Source organism: Streptomyces sp. NPDC031445 (assembly GCF_055581365.1).
The window spans coordinates 386090-398802 of record NZ_JBVIJO010000006.1; the positions used below are offsets into that span (position 1 = coordinate 386090).

Here is a 12713-nt window from a genome sequence, read left to right on the forward strand (position 1 = left end):
GGTGGTGTCGGGGAACTGTGTGGCCGCCGGCCGGTCACGCGGCTCCCCGCGCCCCCTCGGGCGCTTCACATACCCGACGGATCGTGGGGCCCCCGCCCCGACAGCACCTCGCCGTAGGCCTGCATCAGGTCCGGCAGCCGGAGCGTCGCCAGGTCGTTCCGGGTGAGCGGACCGGCGTACACCGACAACCGCAGGTCCCGGTACGCGCAGCTCTTCTCGTACAGCGTCCGCAGGAACCGCCCGTTGCCCAGCTCGTCGATCCACCCCTGGTCGACCACGTGCCCGGCGATGGACCGCAGCTCGTCCAGCGCCTCCTCGTCCCACAGGTCCCCGTTCTCCGCAGCGAGCACCTTGCCGATCTCGGTCAGCTCCAGCGGCCGGTAGGAGGGGAAGTCCACCCGGGTGGTGAAACGGGAGGACAGCCCGGGGTTGGCGGCGAGCAGGCGGTCCATGCCCTCCGGGTAGCCGGCCAGGATCACCACCAGGTGGTCCCGGTTGTCCTCGGCCCGCTTCAGCAGCACCTGAAGGGCCTCGTCGCCGTACGCGTCCCCCTTGCCGTACCCGGAGTTGGACAGCGAGTAGGCCTCGTCCACGAACAGCACCCCGCCGATCGCGGAGTCGATCAGCTCGTTGGCCTTCACGGCGGTCTGCCCCAGGTACTCGCCGACCAGGTCGGCGCGCTGGGCCTCCACGAGGTGGTCCCCGCCCAGCAGCCCCAGCGCGTAGAACACCCGGCCGAGGATCCGCGCGACCGTGGTCTTGCCCGTGCCGGACGGCCCGGAGAAGACGAAGTGCCGCTTGGGCGGCTGGACCGGCAGCCCCTGCCCGGCCCGCAGCCGCGCCATGTTCAACTGCGCCGACAGCGCCTTGACCTGGCGCTTGACCGGTTCGAGCCCCACCATGCGCTCCAGTTCGGCGAGCGCCTCCTCCAGTAACGCGGGGTCGGTGGGCCCGGCCGGGATCGGCGCGGCCGACACCCCGGGCATCCCCGTCTTGGTCCGCACCGAGGGGCCGGCCACCGACGGCAGCGGCCCGGTCGGCAGATCGGGCTCCGGCAGCCGCAGATCGCGGCCCTCCGTGCCGAACAGCGGATCGAACGCGTCCGGTCCGTCGACCACGTCCTGCCCCGCGCCGGTCAGCGTGATCGCGGCGTAGTCGGCCGTCTCGTCGTACCCGTCGCCCTCGGAGATCGCGGCGAGCCGGGCGGAGGTGTCCATGAAGGCCGGGTCGACCCGGTGCACCGCCCGGTACAGGGGGAGCGCGGCGGCCGAGCGCCCCGTTCCCTCGTGCGCCCTCGCCAGCCAGTAGCGCAGCTCCTTGCGCTGCGGCTGCTCGCTGCGGCACCGCATCAGCGCCGTCGACAGCAGCGGCTCGGCCTGGCCGTACATCTCCAGCCGGATGCGGGCCATGCCGCCGAACAGGCCGGCCTCGATGCCGAGCAGGGGGTCGTCCAGCAGGGGATCGGTGTGCCGGACGAGCTGTTCCCAGTCCTTGACCAGATAGGCGCGGCAGGCGTGCAGGAAGCGGACCTGCGGGTCGGCGTCGACCGGGGGCAGGCCGGCGAGGGCGCGGTCCAGCTCGGGCACATGGCGGCCGTCCAGCCAGTGGGAGGCGTGCGCCAGCAGCAGATCGCGCGGGCTCTCCAGCACCGGCTGCACCCACCAGCCCAGCCAGTACCAGGAGTTGAGGCTGCGACGGTGCCGGGCGCGCTGTTCGCCGAAGCGGTCGCGGTGCCGGAACATCCGCAGCAGCGCGGTGGTCGTGTCGACCCGGAGCGCGTGCAGCCCGAGCCAGGCGTCCGCCATGCCCGGGTCCATCCGCACCGCGGTGCGGAACTCCTCCTCCGCCTGCGGGTAGGCGCCCATCGTGTAGGCGTCCACACCCCGCAGCCAGGCGAGGTCGGCCGGGGCCTCGGGGCCCTGCGTGCCGAAGTCCATCACGTCCCCCCACAGACCGTGTCCCCGTGGTTCACCACCGGGCGGTCGCCCGACGGCCGCCGCGGTCGAACCGCTGTGCCGCGGACCGGAGTTGCAGGTGCGCGAGGCAGCCGCTCGAAGGTCGCACCGAGGGCATCGTACCCGCGGTACCCGTGCGTGCCGAAGGGTGCCGCACAGGGCGTTCGACGAGGTGGGAGCAGACGGGGCGCACGGCGTTTCGTGACCGAGGGTGAGACCGCGGGCGCGCCCGGCGCCGGGATACGCGCCCGTGCGGGCAGAACGAAGCCCCCGGTCACGGGGGAACAACCGGGGGCTTCGCGTCGGCGGGCGGCTCCGAAAGCCGCACATTGAGAACGTAAGACCTGTACGGCCCCCCGGTCAAGCGGAGTTGGGACACTGCGAGAAGTTGTCCCGCAAGGCCCTTCACGGGTTCACCACATCCGGGAGGGCCCGTCACTCAGCGTCATGCCAGGCCCGGCTTCGGGAGCCGTCGCGGGTCCCGGCAGCACCTCGTACCCCTCCGGTCGCTGGAGCACCAGCAGGTCGGCATGGGGGCGCGAGGGGTCCTCGGCGAAGTGCGCGCGCTCCGCCGCCACCCAGCCGTCCCAGAAGTCGTGTTGCTCCGCGCCGTCCCGTCGTCTGCCGCGCGACCAGGACTCCTGTGGGGGCAGTTCCATCCACAGCAGCCGGGCCAGGTGCGGCCGGAGGGCACGGCGGCCGGCGCCGACGCCCTCGACCAGCACGACGGGTGCGGCCGGCAGCGGGCGCGGGGCGCCGAAGGCGCGGGACCGCCAGTCGTAAGGGGTGTAATGGGCGCTCCCGCCCCGTGCCAGCGGCTCGATCACCTGGGTCATGAGCCGGTCGGTCCACGAGAAGAGCCGCTCATGGCTGGCGATGTCGTCGAGGTGGAGCACCGGAGCCCCGCCCAGCGCCTGCGCCAGTCGTCCGGCGAAGGTGGACTTGCCCGAGCCGGCGTGCCCGTCGACAGCGACGAGCCGGACCGGGCCCAGGGAGGGCGGGAGCCTGTGCAGCCGGGCGGCGAGGTCGTGAATGGTGATTCCCGGGGTCGTGCCGTGTGGGGTGAGATCCGGTGTTGTGGGTTTTCCGTGAAACAGTCTAGTGGTGGTTGTCGCGTCTTGAACCATCGGCTGGCGGCCAGTCAATGGCCGTCGATAATCAGGCCGAATCCGCTGACCGATATGTCGAATTCGGCGTTCCGGGTGTGCCCCACGCTGAGTAAGGTGCCTTCTGCGCAACGTGATGCGTCGAACGGGGACCGGCAGGGGGACCATGGCCGCGGAATTATTCGAAGGGCACTATGTATGGCACCCGGCGGCCGACGACCGGGTCCTGGCGAGCGTATGCGTGGACGTGCGCGCGGGACGGCACCGATACGCCCACGAGGCGCTCGTCGAGACGCGTGCGGACTTCGCCCTGCGGGCCCACCGCTCGCTCGTCCTCGCCTCCGAGGCGGCCGGCACCGACCTCGTGGAACGCTGGCTCGCCGAGGAGCCGACGCCCGAGGCCGCGCTCATGTGGGCGCGGGTCGCGGTGCAGCGCGCCCTGCGGGCCGCCGACGCCCGTGACGAGCGCGCCGAGGCGCTGGAGCGGATCGCGCTGACCGCCTGCGACCGGGCCGCCGAGGCGGCCCCCGCCGACCCCACCCCCTGGGTCGCCCGGCTCTCCATGGCCCGGCTGCACCGGCTCGGCGACCCGGCCCCGCGCGGCCTGCTCACCGCACCGCCCGGCCCCTGGCGGCTGTTCGCGCACATCCTGTCCCTGGACCCCTGGCACCGCGAGGCCCACCACCGCTTCCTGTCCTGCTTCTTCACGCGCCACGGCGGCTCGGTCACCGCCGCCTGGGACGTGGCCGCCTTCCTCAGCCAGCGGGCGCCCGCCGACTCCGCCCTCCGGCTGCTGCCCCTGGTGGCCCTGGTGGAGAGCTACAACCCCACCCAGCTCCTCGCCGACCGCGTCTGGGAGCAGCCCCAGTGGCGCTCCACCGCGCTGGCGATCTACCAGAACTGGCTGCCCACCGTGGCCGGTTACCGCTTCACTCCGGTGCTCGACCTGGCCTACCTCGCGCACGCGCTGACCATGGCCCAGCGCGCGTTCGAGGCCCGGGCGGTCTTCACGGCGATGGGCCCGTACGCCTCGCGCATGCCCTGGAGCGCCTTCGGCGACCCCGCCGAGCAGCTGTCCCGGGCCCGGCGCGCCTGCGGCCTGCCCGTCCCGGGACCCGCCTGACCCGCTCGCCCCGCCTCCACCCCCCACCCAGAGAAAGGCCGATCTGTGTCGGAACGGATGTCGACCCCCCGGGCCCGCGCCCGCGCGGCGGACCCCGTCGTGCTCGACGACGACGCCACCCTGCACGCGATGGGTTATCCGCGGAAACTCACCCGGCGCTTCCGGGCGTTCGACAATTTCGCGATCTCGTTCACCATCATCAATATCCTCTCGGGTATTTTCTCGTCCTTCGGATTCGGTATGAACGCGGGCGGCCCCCGCATTCTCGTGTTCGGCTGGATCGGCGTCTCGCTCATGGTGCTGCTCATCGGCGCGGCCATGGCGGAAGTCGCCTCCGCCTATCCGACGAGCGGCGCCCTTTATTTTTCCGCCGGTAAACTCGCCAAGCGGCACAAAGGCGCCTGGTCGTGGTTCACCGGCTGGCTGAACTTCGTCGGACAGATCGGCGGCACCGCCGCCACCGGCTATGCCGCCGCCACCTTCATCCAAGTGTTCGTGCAGTTGCAGTGGCCCTCCTACCGGCCGACGGCCCACCAGACGGTCCTCGTCACCGCCCTGATCATCGTGCTCCAGGGGCTCGCCAACACCTACACCGTCCAGCTCGTCGCCCTGCTGAACCGCATTTCCGTGTGGTGGCTGCTGATCGGACTCGTCGTGATCGTGGGTGCACTCATCGTGATGCCGGATCACCATCAGTCCGCGTCCTTCGTCACCCATTTCGAGAACAACACCGGCTTCACGAGCGGGCTTTACGGCGGCATGCTCGGCCTGCTGGTCACCAGCTGGACCTTCACCGGGTTCGACGGCAGCTTCCACATGTCCGAGGAAACGGTCCACGCGACGGTCAGCGCACCGAAGGGCATCACCCGTGCCATCGGGTGTTCGGCGATCACCGGTCTCGTGCTGATGCTGGCACTGGTCTACAGCATCGGTGACTACGCCGAGGTGGCCGGCGCCGCGGCGCCGCCCGTCCAGATCCTCATCGACGGCCTCGGCCTGCCCACCGCCAAGCTGATGCTCCTCATCGTCATCGGCGCGATGCTCTTCTGCGGTCTGGCCAACCTCACCAGCAACACCCGGCAGATCTTCGCCTTCTCCCGCGACGGCGCCATGCCCGGCTCCCGCTGGTGGCACTCGGTCTCGCTGCGCACTCGTACGCCGGTGAAGGCGGTCTGGCTCGCGGTCGCCTGCTCGCTGGCCCTGGTGGTGCCGGGCTGGTGGTCGCACACGGCCTTCACCGCCATCGTCAGCGTCAACGTGGTCGGGCTCTTCCTGGCCTACGCCGTGCCGATCTTCCTGCGGCTGCGGCTCGGCGACGCCTTCCAGCCCGGCCCCTGGCACCTGGGCCGCTGGGGCAGGCCGATCGGCTGGCTCGCGGTGACCTGGATCCTGCTCAGCAGCGTCCTGTTCATGCTGCCGCAGGCCTCCCCGATCACCGTCGACTCCTTCAACTACGCGCCGATCGCGCTCGCCGTCGTCCTGCTGGTGGCGACGGTGTGGTGGTTCGCCACGGCCCGCCGCCGCTTCCAGGGGCCGGTCAGCTACGGACGCCCGGACGAGGTCGCCGCGATGGACCTCGTCTGAGCGTGCCGGGTGCGGGTGCGCGGGGCCGGCCGGGCCCGGCCGGCGGCCCCGGCCCGCACCCCTCCGGGTGGCCTCCACCAGTGGTTCAGACCAATATTCGTACGGCGGCATGCGCCGAAGTGCTGGCAGCGAGATCCGGCCTGCTTCATAGTTACCGCACCGGATCAGCCCGTCTCGGACACCCTGGGGGTCACCGCGCCCATGAGCAGAGCCCAACAGCCGTCCCGCAGAACCGTTCTGGCCGTGGCCGTCGCCGCGGCGGTGACCGGCACGGCGGTTCCCGCCGCCGTCGCGGCACCGCGGCCCGCCGACACCGACGACCCCGGCCAGGCGCAGGCCCGCCCGATCGACTACCACTGCTGGACCACGTTCCGCGACTGGCGCTGCGGCACCCCCGAGGGCGCCCGGCCCGTCTCCGGCAGCCGCCCCGGCGTCGTGATCGGTGCCGCCGCGGGCCGTACCGACTACACCGACCCGCACACCGGGACCACCGCCACCTGGGAGTACGCCACCTGGACCTCCCCGGTGCACCGGCTCACCGTGCCCGCGACCGAGGTCATCGCCTCCTGGAACGCGCACACCCCCGCCGGCACCTGGCTCCAGGTCGAACTGCACGGCACGTACTCCGACGGCACCGAGACACCCTGGTACGTGATGGGCCGCTGGGCCGCGGGCGACCAGGACATCAAGCGGACCTCGGTGGACGACCAGACCGACGGCAAGAGCACGATCTGGACGGACACCTTCGCCATCGACGACGCGAGCACCGGTCTGCGCCTGGCGTCGTACCGGCTCCGCCTCACCCTCTACCGCAGGCCCGGCACGTCCCTGACACCGACGGTCTGGCGGCTCGGCGCGATGGGCTCCGACATCCCCGACCGCTTCACCGTGCCGGCCTCCACCCCCGGCCTCGCCCAGGAACTCGCCGTCCCGCGCTACTCGCAGGAGATCCACAAGGGCCAGTACCCCGAGTACGACAACGGCGGCGAGGCCTGGTGCAGCCCCACCTCCTCGCAGATGATCATCGAGTACTGGGGCGGCCGGCTCACGCCCGAGCAGCTGTCCTGGGTCGACCCGTCCTACGCGGACCCGCAGGTCTGCCACGCGGCCCGGTCCACCTACGACCACCAGTACCAGGGCTGCGGCAACTGGCCGTTCAACGCCGCCTACGCGGCCACCTTCGACGATCTGCAGGGCGTGGTCACGCGGCTCGCCTCCCTCACCGACCTGGAGACGCTGATCGCGGCCGGCATCCCGGCCATAACGTCCCAGTCGTTCCTGAAGGAAGAGCTGACGGGGGCGGGTTACGGCACCTCCGGCCATCTGATGACCGTCATCGGCTTCACCGCGGACGGCGACGTGATCGCCAACGACCCCGCCTCGCCGAGCGACGAGGCGGTGCGGCGCGTCTACAAGCGGCGCGAGTGGGAGAACATCTGGCTGAGGACCAAGCGGTACAACGCCTCCGGCAAGGTGGCCTCCGGCACCGGAGGGGTCTGCTACCTCTACTTCCCGGCCCACCCGACCCCGCGCCAGCGCAAGGCGCTCGCCGCGGTGGGCGTGTACTGAGCCCCGGCGTGCGCGGCGTGTGACCAAGCTCATCGCCGCGCACGCCGTCGCGGGTGGCATGGTGGACGGATGGGTGGGGGATGTCCGCCGTGTACGTTTCGACCTCTGCGAGTAACACCATGACCGCACACCCGGCCACCGCCACCCGCGCCGTCACCGGCGGTCCGCGGGAAGACGGCCCGAAGATCGTCGAGCACGTCCTGGGCTGGGTCCTCGTCGCGGTGTTCGCGATGCTCGTGACCCAGCTCGGCCTGCTCTGAACGGCTGCGCACCCGCCTTCGGACGGACCGCTCACGCGAGCGGCTTGTTCTGACATACTGCGGCTGTCCCGTCCTCCCCACATCAGGGCCGGTCTTGAACATGCCGCAGCAGCGTGCCGTCGTCCAGCCGCGCGGCACCGAGCGCTCCGTGGCGCGCCGCGCCGAACTCATCGCCATCGGGCGGAAGTTGTTCGCCGACACGTCCTACGACGCGCTGTCCATGGATGACATCGCCCGCCAGGCGCAGGTGGCCAAGGGCCTCATCTACTACTACTTCCGGTCCAAGCGCGGCTACTACCTGGCGATCATCCAGGACTCCGTCGCCGACCTGGTGACCTCCGCCGCCGGCGGGCTCCAGCTCCCCGCCGTGGACCGCGTGCACCGCACGATCGACGGCTACCTGCGCTACGCCGAGCACCACCAGGCCGCCTACCGCACCATCGTCAGCGGCGGCGTCGGCTTCGACACCGAGGTGCACGCGATCCGGGACGGCGTGCGCGAGGCGATCGTCGGCACGATCGCCGAGGGGGCCTACGGCCGCGCCGACATCTCCCCGGTGGCCCGGATGGGCCTGCTCTCCTGGGTGTGCGGCGTGGAGGGCGCCACCCTGGACTGGATCGGCCGCCCCCGGCTGTCCCGCGAGACCATGTGCGCGCTGCTGGTGAAGACGCTGGGCGGGGCCCTGCGCGCCATCGAGGAGCTGGACCCCGCCCACCCGGCCCCGCCGCCCGCCCGCCGGGACGGCTGACCCGGGACGAACCGTCAGTTGATGGCCTTGATCAGCTCACCGTTCGCGGTGTCGCCGCTCAGCTCCCAGAAGAAGGTGCCGCCGAGGCCCTGCTGGTTCTTGTACGTCATCTTCGTGGCGATGGTGGCCGGGGTGTCGTAACTCCACCAGTCGCTGCCGCACTTGGCGTAGGCGGTGCCGCCCACGGTGCCGGTCGCCGGGCACTTGGCCTTGAGCACCTTGTAGTCGTCGATGCCCTGCTCGTACGTGCCGGCCGCCGGGCCCGTGGCGGTACCGCCGGGCGCCGCCTGGGTGACGCCGGTCCAGCCGCGGCCGTAGAAGCCGATGCCGAGGAGCAGCTTCGAGGCCGGGACGCCGAGACCCCTGAGCTTGGCGATCGTCGCCGACGTGTTGTAGTCCGCCTTGGGGATGCCCGAGTAGGAGGTCAGCGGCGAGTGCGGGGCGGTGGGTCCGGTCGCGTCCCAGGCACCGAAGTAGTCGTACGTCATCGGGTTGTACCAGTCGACGTACTGGGCGGCGCCGGCGTAGTTCGCCGCGTCGATCTTCCCGCCGCTGGTGGCGTCCGCGGTGATCGCCGCCGTCACGAGGCTGCCCGAGCCGAACTTCGAGCGCAGCGCGGCCATCAGGTTCTTGAACGCCTCGCGCCCGCTGGCGTCGCAGGTGTTGCCACAGGCGTTCGGGTACTCCCAGTCGATGTCGATGCCGTCGAAGACCCCCGCCCACTTGGAGTTCTTCACCAGGTCGTAGCAGGACTGGGCGAAGGCGGCCGGGTTCTTCGCGGCCTCGCCGAAGCCGCCGGACCAGGTCCAGCCGCCGAAGGACCACAGGACCTTCAGGCCGGGGTGCTTCTTCTTCAGCTTCAGCAGCTGGTTGAAGTTGCCGCGCAGCGGCTGGTCCCAGGTGTCGGCGACGCCGTCGACGGACTCGGCCGCGGTGTAGGCCCGGTCGGTGGCCGCGTAGGAGTCGCCCATGGCGCACTTGCCGCCGGTGACGTTGCCGAAGGCGTAGTTGATGTGGGTCAGCTTGGCGGCGGAGCCGGAGGTCTCGACGTTCTTGACGTAGTACTTGCGGTCGTAGGTGCCCCATTCGGTGAAGTAGCCGACGACCTTGGATCCGGCCGCCAGCCGCGGGGCGCTCGGCGCCGCCGCGGTCGCCGTGCCCGTCCCGGCCAGCAGGCCGGCGCCCAGGGCGGCGGTACACGCGGCCGAGACGAGGGTCCGGACGAGGGAGCGGTGGGGAGTGTGCATTCGGGTGTCTCCTCGTGGGGGAGAGGGGAACGCGCGCCGATTGGCATGAACGCGGTAAAGCGTTGGTCATGCACCCTAGGAGGACTAGACCATTAGGTCAATGGTTCGGACCAATCCCGGCCCCCGCGCGGGCCCCGGCTGGACTCCTGAAGTAAGCGGTCGTTAACTGGTGACGGGAGGTCGCTGATCGGGCATACTCACTGCGCATGCCGCTGGTCAGCAGCTTCCGAGACCCGGGAGCGGGCACCTTCGGCGAAGCGCGATCACCGGCCGGAGCCGCCCCCACCCCGGGCCGGACCGGCGGTGTCCGAACAGGGAGGAGCCCGACGCCATGTCCGACCGCGACCCGCAGCCGGTGGAGCGTCAACTGCCGACGGAAGAGGCGAGGGATCTGCTCGCCCTCGTCCGGGAGATCGCCCAGCGCGAGATCGCGCCCAGGGCGGCCGAGGAGGAGGACGCGGGACGCTTCCCGCGCGAGATCTTCACTCTGCTCTCCGAATCAGGCCTGCTGGGCCTGCCGTACCCGTCCGAGCACGGCGGCGGCGACCAGCCCTACGAGGTCTACCTCCAGGTCCTGGAGGAGCTGGCCGCGGCCCGGCTCACCGTCGGCCTGGGCGTCAGCGTGCACACGCTCGCCTCCTACTCCCTCGCGACCTACGGCACCAAGCAGCAGCAGGTCGAGCACCTGCCCGCGATGCTCGGCGGCGGTCTGCTCGGCGCGTACTGCCTGTCCGAGCCGTCCTCCGGTTCGGACGCCGCCTCCCTGCGCACCAAGGCCGTCCGCGAGGGCGACGGCTGGGTGATCGACGGCACCAAGGCCTGGATCACCCACGGCGGGATCGCCGACTTCTACACCGTGATGGCCCGCACCGGGGAGGACGGTCCGCGCGGGATCACCGCCTTCCTCGTGCCCGGCGACGCCCCCGGCCTGAGCGGTGCCGCGCCGGAGAAGAAGATGGGCCTGAAGGGCTCGCCGACCGCGCAGGTGTACTTCGACGGCGTCCGCGTCCCCGACGACCGGCGCATCGGGGAGGAGGGCCAGGGCTTCTCCATCGCCCTGGCGGCGCTCGACTCCGGCCGGCTCGGCATCGCGGCCTGCGCCATCGGCCTCGCCCAGGCCGCACTGGACGAGGCGGTCCGCTACGCCACCCAGCGCCGCCAGTTCGGCCGGACCATCGCCGACTTCCAGGGCCTGCGCTTCATGATCGCCGACATGGCCACCCAGATCGAGGCGGGCCGCGCGCTGTACCTCGCCGCGGCCCGGCTGCGCGACGCGGGCAGGCCGTTCGCCAAGCAGGCCGCCATGGCCAAGCTGCACTGCACCGACACCGCCATGAAGGTCACCACGGACGCCGTGCAGATACTGGGCGGCTACGGCTACACCGCCGACTTCCCGGCCGAGCGCTATATGCGCGAGGCCAAGGTCCTCCAGATCGTCGAGGGCACCAACCAGATCCAGCGGATGGTCATCGCCCGTCACGTGGCGGGGCCAGAAGGTCGCTGAACTGGCCCGTGAGCACCGTCGGGGCCGCCAGCCTGATCCACTCCGGGTCGTGGCGGCCCGGCAGGGTGCGGCCGCGGTCGGCCCAGGTCCGCATGAGGTCACGGTAGATGGGCGGGTCCGGCGGCGCGGCCGGCGGACCCGCTTCTCCGGGGCGGGGGACGAAGATACGGCGCTGACGCCCGGTTGCCGAGTACATGGGGGTCATACCAGGGCAACGCGGCGACGGCCGGGCAGGTCACCCTCCCACGGAATCGAGCTTCAGTTCATCCCCGTCCGGGTTCCCCCTCGGGTTCCCTGAGCCCGCCTGACAGCTCGTCAGACGACCTTCGGTCCCAGGGAGTTGCGGGCCGACGACCGTCCCGTCCGGAGGCCGCCGTGCCCGTGGAGCAGGGCCCGCCGGCCCCGCGCCACGGCGCCGTGCGCGCCCGGTCCAGGGCGCGTACGGGTGGGCGTCGGTGAGCCGGCTCAGGCGGCCTGGCGGCGCATCGACGGCATGCGCATCGGGCGTGAGCCCGGGCCGCCGACGTGCGAGAAGGGCTGCGTCCGCCAGTTCAGGCCCTGGGGGAGCGTGAGCAGCAGAGCGGTGTCCTGCTCCTGCGGCTCGAAGGACTCGTCCGCGGGGCGGGCGTCGGCCGCCGCGCGGCCCGTGCCCGCGCACACCGTGAGCCCGAACGGGTTCCACGGCGAGGCGCACAGCGCGTGCTCCGGCAGGAACTCCTCGTCCGCCAGCAACGCGATCGGCTGCGCGCAGTCCGGGCAGATCACCCGGTACATCTCGAAGGTGTCGTAGGCGTCCGGATCCTCGTCGAAGGCGTCGGTTTCGACGCCCTCCGGCTCGGGTTCGGCGACCGACTGCCGGTGCGCGGACGCGGATCGACCAGGGCGATGGGCACTCTGCATGGGATTCTCCCCCTAAGGCTGGGCCGTGAAGGCACTGCGGCCTCGACCACAGCAAGCACTTCCCGTCCGGTCTCGGCGGTAATCACGAGGACATCACGGAGCCTGCGTCCGAAGCGTGTGGTCTTCGTCACATGCCGTGCGCAGGTGCCCGTCCCGGTGCATTTTCTGCCGAAACAGGGAATGACCTGCACCTCTGAGGTATCCGTGGAGATCAGGCGCACTGTAGGTTTTGGCGGCATGGAGGAGCTGGACCGTCAGATCGTGCAGCTGCTCGTCAAGGACGGGCGGATGAGCTACACAGACCTGGGCAAGGCCACGGGCCTGTCCACGTCGGCCGTGCACCAGCGGGTGCGCAGGCTGGAGCAGCGTGGCGTCATCCGCGGCTACGCCGCGGTGGTGGACCCCGAGGCCGTCGGGCTGCCGCTGACCGCGTTCATCTCGGTGAAGCCGTTCGACCCCAGCGCCCCCGACGACATCGCCGACCGCCTCGCCGGGGTCCCGGAGATCGAGGCGTGCCACAGCGTGGCGGGCGACGAGAACTACATCCTCAAGGTGCGTGTGTCCACCCCGCACGAACTGGAGGAACTGCTGGCCCGGCTGCGCTCGCTCGCGGGGGTCTCGACACGCACGACGGTGGTCCTCTCGACACCGTACGAGGCCCGGCCGCCCAAGATCTGACCGCCGCTCCGCCGACGGCGCGCGGGTGCCTTCCGGGCG

At 71.5% G+C, this 12713-nt stretch carries 11 protein-coding genes; 7 read left to right on the forward strand and 4 right to left on the reverse strand.

The features are described 5' to 3' along the window. Window positions 1-65: 65 nt before the first annotated feature. Window positions 66-1937 (reverse strand): AAA family ATPase, encoded by a 1872-nt coding sequence (locus tag ACZ5DC_RS19130; protein ID WP_468654094.1) that lies wholly within the window; start codon window positions 1935-1937, stop codon window positions 66-68. Between the two features lie 431 nt (window positions 1938-2368). Then, window positions 2369-3082 carry a uridine kinase family protein gene (locus ACZ5DC_RS19135; RefSeq protein WP_468654096.1) on the reverse strand — a complete coding sequence of 238 codons (714 nt, stop codon included), beginning with the start codon at window positions 3080-3082 and terminating at the stop codon, window positions 2369-2371. Window positions 3083-3227: 145 nt separating this feature from the next. On the opposite strand from ACZ5DC_RS19135, the gene ACZ5DC_RS19140 reads away from it, so the two are divergent. The 5 genes from ACZ5DC_RS19140 (at window position 3228) to ACZ5DC_RS19160 (ending at window position 8345) form a co-directional block, all read left to right on the forward strand. Beyond that, window positions 3228-4184 (forward strand): hypothetical protein, encoded by a 957-nt coding sequence (locus ACZ5DC_RS19140; protein ID WP_366754543.1) that lies wholly within the window; start codon window positions 3228-3230, stop codon window positions 4182-4184. A gap of 57 nt (window positions 4185-4241) precedes the next feature. Then, window positions 4242-5768, forward strand: coding sequence for an amino acid permease (locus tag ACZ5DC_RS19145; protein WP_468654098.1), 1527 nt, complete (start codon window positions 4242-4244; stop codon window positions 5766-5768). A gap of 201 nt (window positions 5769-5969) precedes the next feature. Further along, entirely contained in the window at window positions 5970-7337 is a 1368-nt protein-coding gene (locus tag ACZ5DC_RS19150; RefSeq protein WP_468654100.1) for a peptidase C39 family protein, read from the forward strand. A 119-nt stretch (window positions 7338-7456) separates the two neighbouring features. Then, the gene (locus tag ACZ5DC_RS19155) at window positions 7457-7597 is read left to right on the forward strand and encodes an SCO1431 family membrane protein (protein ID WP_366754546.1); all 141 of its coding nucleotides are present in this window, start codon (window positions 7457-7459) and stop codon (window positions 7595-7597) included. Between the two features lie 100 nt (window positions 7598-7697). Next, window positions 7698-8345, forward strand: coding sequence for a TetR/AcrR family transcriptional regulator (locus ACZ5DC_RS19160; protein WP_468654103.1), 648 nt, complete (start codon window positions 7698-7700; stop codon window positions 8343-8345). A gap of 14 nt (window positions 8346-8359) precedes the next feature. On the opposite strand, the gene ACZ5DC_RS19165 is transcribed toward ACZ5DC_RS19160, so the two are convergent. Then, window positions 8360-9592 carry a glycoside hydrolase family 18 protein gene (locus ACZ5DC_RS19165; RefSeq protein ID WP_468654105.1) on the reverse strand — a complete coding sequence of 411 codons (1233 nt, stop codon included), beginning with the start codon at window positions 9590-9592 and terminating at the stop codon, window positions 8360-8362. A gap of 331 nt (window positions 9593-9923) precedes the next feature. Between ACZ5DC_RS19165 and ACZ5DC_RS19170 the strand changes: the two genes are divergently transcribed. Continuing rightward, a complete protein-coding gene (locus tag ACZ5DC_RS19170; protein ID WP_468654107.1) occupies window positions 9924-11096 on the forward strand; it encodes an acyl-CoA dehydrogenase family protein in 1173 nt (390 codons plus the stop codon). Between the two features lie 465 nt (window positions 11097-11561). Here the strand turns inward: ACZ5DC_RS19170 and ACZ5DC_RS19175 are convergent, their stop codons facing one another. Further along, a complete protein-coding gene (locus ACZ5DC_RS19175; protein ID WP_366754551.1) occupies window positions 11562-11996 on the reverse strand; it encodes a hypothetical protein in 435 nt (144 codons plus the stop codon). Window positions 11997-12233: 237 nt separating this feature from the next. Here ACZ5DC_RS19175 and ACZ5DC_RS19180 point away from each other — a divergent pair, with 237 nt between their 5' ends. Beyond that, window positions 12234-12674 (forward strand): Lrp/AsnC family transcriptional regulator, encoded by a 441-nt coding sequence (locus ACZ5DC_RS19180; RefSeq protein ID WP_014671472.1) that lies wholly within the window; start codon window positions 12234-12236, stop codon window positions 12672-12674. Window positions 12675-12713 lie beyond the last annotated feature (39 nt).